This is a genomic window from Streptomyces sp. NPDC031049 (assembly GCF_055571015.1).
In genome coordinates, this window is sequence record NZ_JBVIGC010000013.1 from 196,145 (window position 1) to 211,419 (window position 15,275).

The following is a 15,275-nucleotide window of genomic DNA, read 5'->3' on the forward strand; positions in this document are numbered from 1 at the left end:
GGGCGCCGCCCGCCGCTCCCCTCAGCCCGGACCGCCGCCCGGCCTCCCGGCCCCCCACTCCACGGGCGGCCCCTCGACGGGCGCCGCATGCCGCGGTGGGCGGGCGGCGGGACCCAGCACGAACACGTCCTTCGCGCCGTCGAGTACCCCGCCCGAGGGGTCGTCGTCCCCGGCCCGTCGCACCGGGTCCCGTTCCGGCATGAAGATGTCGCGCAGGACCATGACGCACAGGAACAGGGTCCCGGCCAGGTGCGCCCCGATCGCCCAGTGGTAGCCATCGGTCGGCAGCCCCTTGTGGGCGTCACCGCTGGTCGTGTACGCCAGGTACATCCAGATGCCCAGGAAGTACGCCACCTCGCACGCCTGCCAGATCAGGAAGTCCCGCCACCTCGGCCGGGCCAGTGCGGCGAGCGGCACCAGCCACAGGACGTACTGCGGTGAGTAGACCTTGTTGGTGAGGATGAACGCCGCGACGATCAGAAACGCCAGCTGGGCGAAGCGCGGACGGCGCGGAGCGGTCAGGGTGAGCGCCGCGACGCCGCCGCAGCACAGCAGCATCAGAAGCGTGGCGAGCGTATTGACCGTCTCGGTGCTGAGCGGGTCGTCCGAGTTCTGGGCCATGATCAGCCAGAAGGAACCGAAGTCGACGCCCCGTTCCTGGCTGAACGTGTAGAACTTCGACCAGCCCTCGAAGGCGAAGAGCATCACCGGCACGTTCACCACGAGCCACGCGCCCGCCGCACCGGCCAGCGCGATCCCGTACTGCCGCCACTTACCGGCCCGCCAGCACAGCACCAGCAGGGGGCCGAGCAGCAGGAAGGGATAGAGCTTGGCGGCCGTGGCGAGCCCGAGCAGTACACCGAAGGCCAGGGAGCGGCCCCGCGACCACATGAACATCGCGGCGGCGGTCAGGGCCACCGCCAGCAGATCCCAGTTGATGGTGGCGGTGAGGGCGAAGGCGGGCGCCAGTGCGACCAGCAGGCCGTCCCAGGGACGCCGGGCGTGGGTACGGGTCACACAGACCGCGATGACGGCGGCGCAAGCCATCAGCATCCCGGCGTTGACCATCCAGTACCACTGCTCCTGGTCCTGGATGCTGCCGCTGCCCGGTGTGAGCCAGGCGGCCACCTCCATGAACACACCGGTCAGCACCGGGTACTCGAGGTACTGCATGTCACCGGGGAGCTTGTCGAAGTACGGCACCAGGCCGTCGGCGAACCCTCGCCCCTGGTAGAGGTGCGGGATGTCCGAGTAGCAGGCGTGCGTGTACTGCGAGCTGGCGCCGAAGAACCAGGCCCCGTTGTAGCAGGGAGCCTTCTGGACCATGCCGAGGGCGAACATGCCGATCGCCACGAGCGCGATCACCCGTACCGGGGTCCACCAGGACGCCCCCAGCAGGGCTCGTCGGCCGATGGGGCCGCCGATCAGCTCGCTGCCGCTCGCGGCTACCTCGTCCTCCCTGGTCGGCCGCACCGGGTCCGGCTCGTGCGCGCTCGGTTGCGTCGTTTCTGCACTGGGCATGGGGCACATCCTGCCGTACGCGACGGGGGAAACGGCGGGGCCGCCGCACCGGGTGGGTGCGGCGGCCCCTGTTTCACGTGAAACAAGCGGCTGTTTCACGATCAGGCGGATGTTTCACGTGAAACACCCAAGGCGGTCCATCAGCGGCTAACCGTTCGGCCCTCCGAAGAGACCGCCGTTCTGATTACCTCTGCTGGCGTCCCCTTCCGACTCGCTGGTCGACGGTGAGGGAGTCGGCCCCTCGTCCCCGCCACCGGTGTTGCCGCCGTTTTCGTTGCCGCTATTGGCGTTGCCGCCGTTCTCGCCCTCCTCGTCGCACCTCCAGTCGAAGACGCCGCAGGTGTCGCTCGGCGTCGGCGAGGGGCTGGTCTCCGTCTGGCTGGGCGTCGGACTCGGAGACGGGGTGGTCTCCTCCGACTCGGTGGGCGACGGGGTGGGAGTCGGCGACGGAGCGTCGTTGATGACCTCACCGATCGGCTGCGGCTTCGGGAACCTCTCCTTCGGCAGCCCCTTCATGGCGTCCGCCATGAAGTCCTGCCAGATCTGGGCCGGGAACGAGGCACCGTGGATCTTCTCCTCGCCGCCCGTGCCGAACATCTCCAGGAAGGTGCGGTTCTTGTTGTTCTCGTCGTCGTCCATCCGGAACATGCTGACCGCGGTCGCCAGCTGCGGGGTGTAGCCGACGAACCAGGCGGACTTGTTGCCGTCCGTGGTACCGGTCTTGCCCGCCACCTCACGGCCGGGGAGCTGGGCGTTGGTGCCCGTTCCGTCCTCCACGACCGTCTTCAGGACGTCCGTGACGTTGTCCGCGACCTTGCGCTCGAACGCCTGCTTGGTCTCCACCTTGTGCGTGAAGAGGGTGCCGTCCTTGTTCGTGACCTTGGTGACGGAGTACGGCTCACGCTGCTTGCCACTGTCCGCGAACGTGGCATAGGCGGCCGCCATGCGGATCGCGCTGGGGTCGGAGATGCCGATGGAGAATGACGGATACGTGGTACCGGTCAGGCTGCTCTCCAGGAGGCCGGCGTCGACCGCGGCCTCCTTCACCTTGTCCAGGCCGACGTCCATGCCGAGCTGGACGAAGGAGGAGTTCACCGACTCCCGCATCGCCTCACGCAGGTCGACCTTGTACTCGGGCGGCTCGCCGTAGGAGACGTCACCGTCGTTGACCTGAAGCCACTCCTCGCCCTTTTCGTTGTGCCAGACCGAGCCGTCGTAGTTCTTGATCTTGTACTTGTTCTTGCCGGTGTACAGGCTCTTCGGGGAGACGATGGTGCGCTCGTCCTGGGCCTGCTCCACGGGGCCGTCCGGGTCGCGCACGCCCCACTTCATCGCCGCCGCGAGCACGAACGGCTTGAACGTCGAGCCGACCTGGGCACCGGTGACGTCCGCGTTGTTGGTGAAGTGCTTGGTGGCGTCCGTGCCGCCGTAGATGGCCTTGATCGCTCCGGTCTCAGGATCGACGGAAGCCCCGCCGAACTGGACGTGGGTGTCCGTGTCCGGGCGCTTCTCGGGGTCGATGTTCTTCTTGTAGACCTTCTTGACCGACTTCTCGAGCTCCTCGACCTGCTTCTTGTCGAAGGTCGTGTGGATCGAGTAGCCGCCCTGCTCCAGCTGGTCCGCCGTGGCGATGTCGTTCTTGATCACCGACGCCTTGGCGAGGTCGACGAGGTAGCCGATCTGCCCGCTGAGCGCGGTGTTCGACCGCGGGTTCTGCGTCGTGGGCAGCGTGGTGTGCTTGGCGCGCTCCTCCTGGCTCAGATAGCCGTACTCGACCATCTTGTCGAGCGTGTCCTGCATCTGCCCCAGGGCCCGCTTCTTGTTCGCCGCGGGAGTGGCGGCGGGGTCGATCGAGGTGGCGCCCGCCGGGTCGTAGTACGTGGCGCCCTTGACCATGGCTGCGAGGAACGCGCACTCGCCCGCGTTGAGGTCGACGGCGTCCTTGTTGAAGTACGCCCGGGCCGCCGCCTGGATGCCGTAGGCACCGCGACCGTAGTAGGTGGTGTTCAGATAGCCGGCGAGGATGTCGTCCTTGTCGACCTCGGCGCCCACCTTGATGGAGACGAAGAGCTCCTTGACCTTCCGGGAGATCGTCTGCGACTGGTCGTTCAGCATGGCGTTCTTGACGTACTGCTGGGTGATGGTGGAGCCGCCCTGCGTCTCCCCGCCCCTGGCCATGTTGAACACCGCGCGCGCGATGCCCTTGGGGTCGATGCCGCTGTCCGTGCGGAAGGTCTTGTTCTCCTGGGCGATGACGGCGTTCTGCATCTCCTTGGGGATCTGCGCCAGGTCGATGATCTGGCGGTTCCGCTCACCGCCCGTGGCGACCATCTGGGAGCCGTCGGCCCAGTAGTAGACGTTGTTCTGGGCCTGCGCCGTCTTGTCGACGTCCGGGACGCCGACCATCGCGTACGCAAGGCCCGCGGCGGCCAGCATCGTGCCGAAGAACGCGACACACAGCCCCGACACAAGGCGCCAGGACGGCACCCAGCGGCGCCATCCGTCCCTGTCGTAGCGCGGATAGTCGATCATCCGCTTCTGGCCGGGCGCCGCGGCCCGGGAGCGCCCGGCCGGCGCCGCACGCCGGCCACGGCCCGGCTCGGCGGCTCTGCGGCGGCCGCCTCCGCCCCGCTGGGCGGCACGGCGGGCTTCGGCGCGGCCGCCATAGGGCCGCTCCGTGTCTCCCGGACCGTACGAGCCCGACCCATGGGAGCCGGCGGAGGATCCGGTGGCGCCTCGCGGTGCCGCGCGGCGGCCGGAGGACGAGCCGGACTGGCCGCGTCGGGCCGCGGCACGTCCGCCTCCCTGCGGCTGCGGCGGTTTGCGACGGTGCTCGCTCATCGAACGACTTCTCCTCGGGCAGGCGCACCCCTGCGCGCCTGGAAACGGCAGCTGGTTTCCGGTCCCCCCGAAGTACGGATGCGGCCCCTACCGCACTCAGCCCGTACTGCACCAGGGACAGGGACGCCCTCTGGCGTCACTCGGTTCCCTGTGGTCTGCATGGCGCACAGACTACGCATCGCCAAAACACCCGAGCTCCGAAGTTCACCTCAAATCAGGCAACTTGCCTCCTGTGAATCGGTGATGTGACCCCGTTCACCAACCTCCCTCTTGTCGCAGACGGAAGGCCGTTCTATCGTCGTGATGTATCGAGTCGATACATCAGCTCGGCATAAAGACCAGGACGAGCCCGTCACGGCCCCGCCGCCACGGGACGCGGCAGGAAGGAGGCGACGATGAGCCGGCGTTCCGGGATCCTCGAGTTCGCTGTCCTCGGCCTGCTCCGCGAATCCCCGATGCACGGCTATGAGCTGCGCAAACGACTCAACACATCACTGGGTGTGTTCCGGGCGTTCAGCTACGGGACGCTTTACCCCTGCCTCAAGACGCTGGTCGCCAATGGCTGGTTGATCGAGGAGCCGGGGAACACCGCCGAGGCCGCCGCTCCGCTCGCGGGGCGCCGCGCCAAGATCGTCTACCGGTTGACGGCGGAAGGTAAGGAGCACTTCGAGCAGCTCCTGTCGCAGACGGGGCCCGACGCGTACGAGGACGAGACCTTCGCCGCCCGGTTCGCGTTCTTCGGACAGACCTCGCGCGACGTACGGATGCGGGTGCTCGAAGGCCGCCGCAGCCGGCTGGAGGAGCGCCTGGAGAAGATGCGGGCCTCGCTGGCCCGCACCCGGGAGCGCCTCGACGACTACACGCTTGAGCTCCAGCGCCACGGTATGGAGTCCGTGGAGCGCGAAGTGCGCTGGCTGAACGAGCTCATCGAGAGCGAGCGGGCGGGGCGGGACCTGAAGGGTTCCGCCTCCGAGGGGACCGCTCACCAGGACACGACACATGGAGCGACGGGCGGCCTGCCCCGGCCCGGAGGCGACTCCCGGCCGGATACGCCCGACGACACCGCCACGTGAGCGCCCGGCCAGGGCCTCACTCGTACACACAGGGAGCAACCGGAATGGGTTCGGTTCGCGTAGCCATCGTCGGTGTGGGCAACTGCGCCGCATCGCTGGTGCAGGGCGTCGAGTACTACAAGGACGCCGACCCGGCGTCGAAGGTCCCGGGCCTGATGCACGTCCAGTTCGGCGACTACCACGTCGGCGACGTCGAGTTCGTCGCCGCGTTCGACGTGGACGCCAAGAAGGTCGGCCTGGACCTCGCGGACGCCATCGGCGCCTCCGAGAACAACACCATCAAGATCTGCGACGTCCCGCGGACCGGGGTGACGGTCCAGCGCGGCCACACCCTCGACGGCCTCGGCCGGTACTACCGCGAGACGATCGAGGAGTCCGCCGAGGAGCCGGTCGACGTCGTCCAGGTCCTCAAGGACAAGCAGGTCGACGTCCTGGTCTGCTACCTGCCGGTCGGCTCCGAGGACGCGGCGAAGTTCTACGCCCAGTGCGCCATCGACGCCAAGGTCGCCTTCGTCAACGCCCTGCCGGTCTTCATCGCCGGCACCAAGGAGTGGGCGGACAAGTTCACCGAGGCGGGCGTGCCCATCGTCGGTGACGACATCAAGTCGCAGGTCGGTGCCACCATCACGCACCGGGTCATGGCGAAGCTGTTCGAGGACCGGGGCGTGATCCTGGACCGCACGATGCAGCTGAACGTCGGCGGCAACATGGACTTCAAGAACATGCTCGAGCGGGACCGCCTCGAGTCCAAGAAGATCTCCAAGACGCAGGCCGTCACCTCCCAGATCCCCGACCGGGACATGGGCGAGAAGAACGTCCACATCGGCCCGTCCGACTACGTCGCCTGGCTCGACGACCGCAAGTGGGCCTACGTCCGCCTCGAGGGCCGCGCCTTCGGTGACGTCCCGCTGAACCTGGAGTACAAGCTCGAGGTCTGGGACTCCCCGAACTCCGCGGGTGTCATCATCGACGCCCTGCGCGCCGCGAAGATCGCCAAGGACCGCGGTATCGGCGGCCCGATCCTGTCGGCGTCGAGCTACTTCATGAAGTCCCCGCCGGTCCAGTACTTCGACGACGAGGCCCGCGCCAACGTCGAGAAGTTCATCGCGGGCGAGGTCGAGCGCTGACCCGCTCTGCAACACCAGCGGGCTGAGCCGCTCTGCCGCACGAGCGGCCGACCCGCTCTCCCGCACCAGCGGTTGGGGTCCCCCGGGCGTCGTGCCCGGGGGACCCCGCTCGTATGTGAGGCTGTGCCCATGGCCGTCGTCCGTGATCTGCGCGTGCTGCTGCGCGTGCGGGGCTTCCGCCGTCTGCTCGCCGTGCGTCTGCTCTCCCAGGGAGCCGACGGCGTCTACCAGATCGGACTCGCCACCTACGTGGTCTTCGCGCCCCAGGAGGAGACCTCGCCCGCCGCGATCGCCGCCGCCATGGCGGTGCTGCTGCTCCCGTACTCCCTCGTCGGCCCCTTCGCCGGCGTCCTGCTGGATCGCTGGCGCCGCCGGCAGGTCTTCCTCTACGGCAACCTGCTGCGCGCGCTGATGGCCTCGGTGACGGCCGTCCTGATGATCGCCTCCGTCCCGGACTGGCTGTTCTACGTCTCCGCGCTCTGCGTCACCGCCGTCAACCGCTTCGTCCTGGCCGGCCTGTCCGCCGCGCTGCCGCGTGTGGTCGACGCCGAGCGGCTGGTGATCGCCAACTCGCTCTCTCCCACGGCCGGAACCCTGGCCGCCACCGCCGGCGGTGGTCTCGCCTTCGTCGTCCGCCTGGTGGTGGCCGATTCCGACGCTGCGGTGGTGCTGCTGGGAGCCGTGCTGTACCTGTGCGGGGCGCTGGCCTCCCTGCGCCTGGCCGTGGGGCTGCTCGGCCCCGACCAGGCACTGGTACGCCCCCGGCTGGTCAAGGCCGTCGCCGGCAACGCCCGGGATCTGGTGGCGGGCCTGCGCCACCTGGCCGCGCCGGAGCGCCGGGAGGCGGCGTGGGCGCTCGCCGGGATGGCACTGCTGCGGTTCTGCTACGGCGCGCTGCTGGTCATGGTGCTGATGCTGTGCCGGTACGCCCTCACCTCGGACACCGACGAAGGGCTCGCCCTGCTGGGGCTCGCGCTGGGTTTCTCGGGCGCCGGCTTCTTCGCGGCGGCGGTCGTCACTCCGTGGGCGGCGGGCCGGCTCGGGCCACGCCGGTGGATGGCCGTGTGCGCCGCGCTCGCCGCAGTGCTCGTACCCGCGCTCGGGCTGCCCTTCGCCACCGTTCCCATGCTCGCCGCGGCCTTCCTCCTCGGCCTGACCACCCAGGGCTCGAAAATCGCGACCGACACCATCGTGCAGTCCTCCGTCGAGGACTCCTACCGTGGCCGGATCTTCTCGGTCTACGACGTGCTCTTCAACGTCGCCTTCGTCGGTGCGGCCGGTGTCGCCGCCCTGATGCTGCCGCCGGACGGCCGATCCGTGCCGCTCGTCGTCACGGTCACGGCGGTCTACGCAGCGGTTGCTGTGGCTATGGGCAGATTTGCCCGGCAGTAAGTGTTACATCAGTGCCACAGAGTCCCGTGCGATTAGAGGGTTGTCAGTGGGGACCGATAGCTTACGTGCGTCTTAGGCGCGACATGTTCGCGTCATGCATCAACGCTTCTCGAGGGGGACTCCCACGTGACCACTCCGCCGCCCCAGGGCAACCCGTTCGCGCAGAGCCAGCCGCCGGCTCCGCAGCCGGCTCAGGGGATGAACCCCTACGCCCAGGGCCAGCAGGGCTTCCCCCCGCCGGGCGCTCCCGTGCCGCCGCCCACGCGCTCCAGCCGTGTGAAGAAGAAGCTGATCAGCGTCCTCACCCTGGTCGTGATCGCCGCCGTCATCGGCGTCGTGAAGTGGCAGCTGGGCAAGACCGACGCCGAGACCACCGCGGTGGGCAGCTGTATGCACAACGAGGGCACGCAGTTCAAGCCCGACCTCAAGACGGTGGACTGCTCCTCCAGCGAGGCCGAGTTCAAGGTGGTCGAGAAGTTCGACGACACCAGCGACGACAGCAAGTGTGAGGCCGTCAAGGAGGCGACGATCTCCTACTACCAGACGGGCCAGGGTCACAACGTGGTGCTGTGCCTGAAGGAAGTGGCGTAACCGGAAGTGGCATAACGCCCACGCCTTCTCTCTGCCCGAGGGGCTGTGTTTCACGTGAAACACAGCCCCTCGGGCAAGTTCATCGGCGATGTTTCACGTGAAACATCGCCCGGCGCAGTCAGCCCTGCTGTGCGGCCCACCACTCCTTGAGAGCGGCCACGGCCTCGTCATGCGCCATCGGCCCGTTCTCCAGCCGCAGCTCCAGCATGTGCTTGTAGGCCTTGCCGATCACCGGCCCCGGAGGCACTCCGAGGATCTCCATGATCTGGTTGCCGTCGAGGTCGGGGCGGATCGCGTCCAGCTCCTCCTGCTCCTGGAGCTTCGCGATGCGCTCCTCCAGCCCGTCGTAGGCGCGAGACAGGGCAGCGGCCTTGCGCTTGTTCCGGGTGGTGCAGTCCGAGCGGGTCAGCTTGTGGAGCCGGTCGAGCAGCGGGCCGGCGTCCCGGACGTAGCGGCGGACCGCGGAGTCCGTCCACTCACCGGTGCCGTACCCATGGAACCGGAGGTGCAGCTCGACCAGGCGCGAGACGTCCTTCACCAGTTCGTTGGAGTACTTCAGCGCGGTCATGCGCTTCTTGGTCATCTTCGCGCCGACCACCTCATGGTGGTGGAACGAGACACGGCCGTCCTTCTCGAACCGACGGGTGCGCGGCTTGCCGATGTCGTGCAGCAGCGCGGCCAGACGGAGGGTGAGATCGGGGCCCTCGTCCTCCAGCGCCATGGCCTGCTCCAGGACGATCAGCGTGTGCTCGTAGACGTCCTTGTGCCGGTGGTGCTCGTCGCTCTCCAGGCGCAGGGCGGGCAGCTCCGGCAGGACGTGCGCGGCCAGACCGGTGTCCACGAGCAGGGTCAGCCCCTTGCGCGGGTACGCGGAGAGGATCAGCTTGTTCAGCTCGTCCCGCACGCGCTCGGCGGAGACGATGTCGATCCGCCCGGCCATCTCCGTCATCGCCGCGACGACCTCGGGAGCCAGGTCGAAGTCGAGCTGCGCGGCGAAGCGCGCGGCCCGCATCATCCGCAGCGGGTCGTCCGAGAAGGACTCCTCCGGAGTGCCCGGCGTCCGCAGCACCCGGGCCGCGAGGTCGCCGAGCCCGCCGTGGGGGTCGATGAACTCCTTCTCCGGCAGGGCGACGGCCATCGCGTTCACGGTGAAGTCCCGGCGGACGAGATCCTCCTCGATCGAGTCCCCGTACGACACTTCCGGCTTGCGCGAGGTCCGGTCGTACGCCTCCGACCGGTAGGTGGTCACCTCGATCTGAAAACTCCGGTCGGCGTCTGCCACCCGGACCTTCTTCTGCGCTCCGACGGTGCCGAAGGCGATCCCGACCTCCCAGACGGCGTCCGCCCAGGGCCGCATGATCTTCAGGACGTCCTGTGGCCGGGCATCGGTCGTGAAGTCCAGGTCGTTGCCGAGCCGGCCGAGCAGCGCGTCCCGCACCGAGCCGCCGACCAGGGCGAGGGAGAATCCTGCCTCGTGAAAGCGGCGGGCGAGGTCGTCGGCGACAGGGGCGACCCGCAGCAGTTCGCTCACCGCGCGCTGCTGCGCCTGACTCAGGGCACTGGGGCTGACTTCGTTGGCGTTCGGCACAACAGGAAAGGGTACGTGCCCCGAGCGTGTCCCAGCGCTCGCCTTTTCTGAGGCCGAAACCACACACAGGGCCGCCTCCCTCTCTATAGAGGCATATAGAGGACACCCGGTCCGCCGTCCTCGATCTTGTGGAACACTCCGCGGCACTTCCTCTCAGCGCGCATCGTTACCATGCGTGGACGCACATTCCGACGACCACTGACGACGACGAGGGACGGGCGAGCGCGTGGCCGACGCGGCAGACTTCCAGGGGACCACTCCCTCACCTGCCCGCCGCCGAGTACGGCGCACCGCGGCGCTGCTCGCCGGTGCGCCCCTGCTGGCCGGCCTGGTGCAGTTGCCCCCCGCCGGATCGGCCCACGCCGACACCCCGTCCGGCCTCCAGGCCGACGCCGACTCGGGCCCGGTGGCCGTGGCCGTCGACTCCCTCACCCCCTCCGCCCCCACGGAGGGCGACACGGTGACCGTGTCGGGCACGGTGACGAACACGGGCAAGCAGGCGGTCACGGACGCCCATGTGGGCCTGCGCCTCGGCCCGTCCCTCGCCACCCGCTCGGCCATCGACCGGGTGGCCCGCAACAGCGACGACCTCTCAGGCACCCTCGGTGCCGAGATCGACGACAAGTACGACGCGAAGTTCTCCACACTCAACCCCGGCGTCGCCGAACACTTCAACATCTCCGTCCCCGTCGACGAGCTCGACCTCGGGGAGGACGGCGTCTACCAGTTCGCCGTGACCCTGTCCGGCGAGACCTCCGCACAGCCGTGGGAGCAGGTGCTCGGCGTCGAGCGGACCTTCCTGCCGTGGCGGCCCGACGACGCGGACACCAAGACCAGGACCACCGTCCTGTGGCCGCTGATCTCGACCACCCACATGGCGGCCGAGACGGGCTCGAACGAACGCCAGACACCGGTCTTCCTCAACGACGACCTGGCCGAGGAGATCTCCCCCGGGGGCCGTCTGAACCAGATGGTGGCGCTCGGCAAGGACCTCGACATCACCTGGGTGATCGACCCGGATCTGCTGCACTCCGTCGACGCCATGGCCGAGAGCTACGAGGTCCGCACCGAGGACGGCGGCACCACCCCCGGCAAGCACCAGGCCGTCGCCAAGCAGTGGCTCGCCGATTTGCAGGACGCCGTGTCGGGCGACGAGGTCGTCACCCTGCCGTACGCCGATCCGGACCTGGCCTCCCTCGCCCACAACGGCACGGCTGTCGCCGGTTCGCTGAGCCAGCTCAAGGACGCCACGGACGTCGCCGCCGACACGGTCGAGACCATCCTCCACGTGAAGCCCTCCACCGACTTCGCCTGGCCGGCGGAGGGCGCGGTCGACCCCTCGATCGTCAAGGTCGCCACCTCCGCGGGCGCCGACAAGGTGATCGCCCGCAGCGACAGCATCGAAGAGGGCAGGGACCTGACGTACACGCCGTCCGCGGCCCGCCCCATCGGCGGCGGCACCACGGCGGTCGTGGCGGACTCCAGGCTGTCCACGGCGTTCGAGGGCGACCTGTCCAAGGCCTCCGCCTCGACGCTCGCCGTCCAGCGGTTCCTCGCCCAGAGCCTGGCGGTCGACCTCCAGACCGGCAAGCAGCGCAGCATCGTCGTCGCCCCCCAGCGCATGCCGTCCGGCAGCCAGGCCCGGACGATGGCCGAAGCGCTGCGGACCCTGCAGCGCGGCACCTGGTCGCAGTCGCAGGACCTCACGGAGGCCGCCGAGGCCAAGCCGGACCCCGCCGCCACCACCCGGGTGCCGGGCGCCTCCTCCTACCCCAAGGAGCTGCGCCGGCGGGAACTGCCCCGTGAGGCCTTCCAGGAGATCGCGCAGACTCAGGGCAAGCTCGACGAGTTCAAGGTCATCCTGTCCGAGCGGGACCGGGTGGTGACCCCCTTCGGCCGTGCCCTGAACCGCGAGATGTCCACGTCCTGGCGCGGCCGTGCCGACCAGGCGGCCGCCTACCGCACCGGTGTGAAGGACTACCTCGACGGCCTGGCCCGACAGGTCCGGCTGATCGACAAGTCCGAGACGAAGCTCTCCGGGCGCAGCGCCACGATCCCCGTGACCGTGCAGAACAACCTGGTCCAGGGCGTCGACCACCTCGTGCTGCGACTCACCTCCACCAACCCGACCCGGCTCAAGATCGGCGGCGCGGCCTACCAGGAGCAGCGCGTCTCCGTCTCCGGCGGTCACAGCCGGTCGGTGAAGTTCACCACCTCGGCCAACGCCAACGGCCGGGCGACGGTGGTCGCCCAGCTGTACACACCGGACGGTCGCACCTACGGCGACCCCGTCACCTTCGACGTCAAGGTCACCGAGATCACGGCCACGGTGATGCTGGTCATCGGCGGCGGTGTGCTGCTGCTCGTCCTCGCCGGCTTCCGGATGTACACACAGCGCAAACGCGCCGCCGCCCGCGAGGCCGAGCAGCAGGGCCCGGAGGCGACCGAGCCGCCCGTCGACGCCGAGGAGAACCCCGAAGGCCCCGAGGACCGTCTCACGGAGGAGTCCGGGACCCGCCCGCGGGCAGGCGACCCGGAGCAGCCGAGTGACCCGGCACCGGACACCGCCCCGCAAAACACCGACCCGTCCGGCACGGGTGAGAGAGTGGACCGTTGAGATGTCGTGGCCGGTCGGCCCGGGACGATGAGGTGGGGTAGGCATGAACGCGCCGTACGACGGTGACCGCGGCCAGGCCGCGGGCAGCTCGGGCTACCCCGAGGGCCCGCCGCCCGAGCACGGCCAGGTGCCGGCGCCGGAGCAGCCCGCGGACGCGTACCTCCAGGACGCCTACGACCAGGACCCCTACCGGGGGCAGGACCTCTCCGCTCAGGACCCGGTCGGCGAGGCGCTCTACGACCGCGCCGCGCACCCGCCGCCGCCCCCGGGCGCCCATCCGCCGCAGCAGCCGCTGTACGGGCAGCCGCCCCGGTCGCCGTACGCCCCGGACCCGAGGGTGTGGGCGCAGACCCCGGCGCCGGAGCCGGAGGGCCCCACGCAGTACCTGCCGTACGGCGACGACCCCCGCACGACGCAGTTCGTCGGCGTGGACGACCTGGTCGGCCGGGCGGGCGAGCAGCGCCACGAGCCGGACGCGTTCGCGCACCTCTTCCGCGACCAGCAGCAGGCGGGCGGCCACCCGTCGTACGACAACCCGACCGGTCATCCGTCGGTGCCCGGGCCCTCCCCGGCACCCGGCCCGTACGGCGCGACGCCGGGCCCGCACGGCGATGCACCGCCACCCGGCCCGCACGACGCCCAGCCGCCGGCCCCGGGCCAGTACGCGGCACCGGCCCAGGCTCCGTACACGACCGCGCCGCCCCCGGCCGCGGAGACCCCGGCCCAGGAACCGGAGGCCACCCCGCCGACCGCGCCGCCGGCCGCCGCGCCCAAGAAGGGCGGCCGTGCCTCGGGACTGCTGAAGTCCAGCGCGGTGATGGCGGCGGGCACGATGGTGTCCCGGCTGACGGGCTTCATCCGGTCCGCGATGATCGTCTCGGCGCTGGGCCTGGCCCTGCTGGGCGAGTCCTTCCAGATCGCCTACCAGCTGCCGACGATGATCTACATCCTGACCGTGGGCGGCGGCCTCAACTCGGTCTTCGTTCCGCAGCTCGTCCGGGCGATGAAGAACGACGAGGACGGCGGCGAGGCGTACGCCAACCGCCTGCTGACCCTCGTGATGGTGGCCCTGGCAGCCCTCACCGCGCTGGCGATGCTGGGGGCGCCGCTCCTGGTCCGGATGCTGTCGAACCCCGTCGCCAGCGATCCCCAGGCCAACGAGGTCGCCGTCACCTTCACCCGCTACTTCCTGCCCTCGATCTTCTTCATGGGCATCCACGTGGTGATGGGGCAGATCCTCAACGCCCGCGGCCGGTTCGGCGCGATGATGTGGACCCCGGTCCTGAACAACATCGTCATCATCGTGACCCTGGGCATGTTCATCTGGGTCTACGGGACCGCCGCGGACTCCCGGATGACCGTCACGAACATCCCGCCGGAGGGGCAGCGCCTGCTGGGCATCGGCATCCTCCTCGGCCTCGTCGTCCAGGCGCTGGCGATGATCCCGTATCTGCGCGAGACCGGGTTCCGGCTGCGGCTGCGCTTCGACTGGAAGGGCCACGGTCTCGGCAAGGCCGCGATGCTCGCCAAGTGGACGATCCTCTTCGTCCTCGCCAACCAGGCGGGCGCTCTCGTCGTCACCCAGCTGGCCACGGCCTCCGTCGTGGACACGGACATCGCCGGTACCGGCTTCAGCGCCTACGCCAACGCCCAGCTGATCTGGGGCCTGCCACAGGCCATCATCACCGTCTCCCTGATGGCCGCCCTGTTGCCCCGCATCTCGCGCTCGGCGGCCGAGGACGACGCCGGCGCGGTCCGCGACGACATCTCCCAGGGCCTGCGCACCACGGCCGTCGCCATCGTGCCCATCGCCTTCGGCTTCGTCGCGCTCGGCGTTCCGATGTGCACCCTGATCTTCGGCTCCTCCGGGACCGGCGCGGCCACCAACATGGGCTACATGCTGATGGCCTTCGGCCTCGGCCTCGTCCCGTACTCCGTGCAGTACGTCGTCCTGCGCGCCTTCTACGCCTACGAGGACACCCGGACGCCCTTCTACAACACGGTCATCGTCGCCGTGGTCAACGCGACCGCCTCCGGGCTGTGTTACCTGCTGATCCCGTCGCGCTGGGCCGTCGTCGGCATGGCCGCCTCCTACGGCCTCGCCTACGCGATCGGTGTCGGCGTCGCCTGGCGCCGGCTGCGCAAGCGGCTCGGCGGGGACCTGGACGGCGCGCGGGTGCTGCGGACGTACGCACGGCTGGCCATCGCCTCCGTGCCGGCGGCCCTGCTGAGCGGCGCGGTCTGCTACGGGATCGGCCACACGCTCGGACTGGGCGTGCTGGGCTCGCTCGCCGCTCTCGTGGGCGGCGGGGCGGTGCTGCTCGCCGTCTTCTACGTGGCAGCCCGCCGGATGCACATCGAGGAGCTCAACTCGCTCGTCGGAATGGTCCGCGGGCGCCTGGGACGCTGAGACGTGGGGTAGACGCACAACCATCGTTCGCCGCCGTGTGTCGTGCATAGCGGCGGACTGTGGGCACAATTGGTTTCGGCGTCGGACGGCGCGCAGCGGGTGTTCGGCGCGCAAT

9 protein-coding genes are annotated in these 15,275 nt (G+C 69.6%); 6 read left to right on the forward strand and 3 right to left on the reverse strand.

Annotated elements, in window-relative coordinates:
* Positions 1–21: 21 nt before the first annotated feature.
* The gene (locus ACZ45Q_RS22845) at positions 22–1,530 is read right to left on the reverse strand and encodes a glycosyltransferase family 87 protein (RefSeq protein WP_468264348.1); all 1,509 of its coding nucleotides are present in this window, start codon (positions 1,528–1,530) and stop codon (positions 22–24) included.
* 138 nt (positions 1,531–1,668) lie between these two features.
* The gene (locus ACZ45Q_RS22850; protein ID WP_468264350.1) at positions 1,669–4,362 is read right to left on the reverse strand and encodes a transglycosylase domain-containing protein; all 2,694 of its coding nucleotides are present in this window, start codon (positions 4,360–4,362) and stop codon (positions 1,669–1,671) included.
* 395 nt (positions 4,363–4,757) lie between these two features.
* Between ACZ45Q_RS22850 and ACZ45Q_RS22855 the strand changes: the two genes are divergently transcribed.
* The 4 genes from ACZ45Q_RS22855 to ACZ45Q_RS22870 all read left to right on the forward strand — a co-directional run bounded on the left by ACZ45Q_RS22855 (position 4,758) and on the right by ACZ45Q_RS22870 (position 8,545).
* Positions 4,758–5,435, forward strand: a complete 678-nt coding sequence (locus ACZ45Q_RS22855; RefSeq protein ID WP_468264352.1) for a PadR family transcriptional regulator — start codon at positions 4,758–4,760, stop codon at positions 5,433–5,435.
* A 44-nt stretch (positions 5,436–5,479) separates the two neighbouring features.
* On the forward strand, positions 5,480–6,562 hold the full coding sequence (locus ACZ45Q_RS22860; protein ID WP_468264354.1) for an inositol-3-phosphate synthase: 1,083 nt from the start codon (positions 5,480–5,482) through the stop codon (positions 6,560–6,562).
* A 129-nt stretch (positions 6,563–6,691) separates the two neighbouring features.
* Complete coding sequence (locus ACZ45Q_RS22865; protein WP_468264356.1) at positions 6,692–7,954, forward strand: MFS transporter; 1,263 nt, start codon at positions 6,692–6,694, stop codon at positions 7,952–7,954.
* A 126-nt stretch (positions 7,955–8,080) separates the two neighbouring features.
* A complete protein-coding gene (locus ACZ45Q_RS22870) occupies positions 8,081–8,545 on the forward strand; it encodes an LppU/SCO3897 family protein (RefSeq protein WP_468264358.1) in 465 nt (154 codons plus the stop codon).
* Between the two features lie 118 nt (positions 8,546–8,663).
* Here ACZ45Q_RS22870 and ACZ45Q_RS22875 read toward each other — a convergent pair whose 3' ends face one another.
* On the reverse strand, positions 8,664–10,133 hold the full coding sequence (locus tag ACZ45Q_RS22875; RefSeq protein WP_468264360.1) for a CCA tRNA nucleotidyltransferase: 1,470 nt from the start codon (positions 10,131–10,133) through the stop codon (positions 8,664–8,666).
* A gap of 226 nt (positions 10,134–10,359) precedes the next feature.
* Between ACZ45Q_RS22875 and ACZ45Q_RS22880 the strand changes: the two genes are divergently transcribed.
* Both ACZ45Q_RS22880 and murJ read left to right on the forward strand, forming a co-directional pair.
* Positions 10,360–12,750 (forward strand): DUF6049 family protein, encoded by a 2,391-nt coding sequence (locus tag ACZ45Q_RS22880; RefSeq protein ID WP_468264362.1) that lies wholly within the window; start codon positions 10,360–10,362, stop codon positions 12,748–12,750.
* Positions 12,751–12,793: 43 nt separating this feature from the next.
* A complete protein-coding gene (murJ, locus tag ACZ45Q_RS22885; protein ID WP_468264364.1) occupies positions 12,794–15,160 on the forward strand; it encodes a murein biosynthesis integral membrane protein MurJ in 2,367 nt (788 codons plus the stop codon).
* The last annotated feature ends 115 nt before the right edge of the window (positions 15,161–15,275 follow it).

Bases quoted from the DNA above. Each gene is read 5' to 3' on its own strand.
- ACZ45Q_RS22845 (WP_468264348.1), bottom strand. From the start codon at position 1,530: ATGTGCCCCATGCCCAGTGCAGAAACGACGCAACCGAGCGCGCACGAG.
- ACZ45Q_RS22850 (WP_468264350.1), bottom strand. From the start codon at position 4,362: ATGAGCGAGCACCGTCGCAAACCGCCGCAGCCGCAGGGAGGCGGACGT.
- ACZ45Q_RS22855 (WP_468264352.1), top strand. From the start codon at position 4,758: ATGAGCCGGCGTTCCGGGATCCTCGAGTTCGCTGTCCTCGGCCTGCTC.
- ACZ45Q_RS22860 (WP_468264354.1), top strand. From the start codon at position 5,480: ATGGGTTCGGTTCGCGTAGCCATCGTCGGTGTGGGCAACTGCGCCGCA.
- ACZ45Q_RS22865 (WP_468264356.1), top strand. From the start codon at position 6,692: ATGGCCGTCGTCCGTGATCTGCGCGTGCTGCTGCGCGTGCGGGGCTTC.
- murJ (WP_468264364.1), top strand. From the start codon at position 12,794: ATGAACGCGCCGTACGACGGTGACCGCGGCCAGGCCGCGGGCAGCTCG.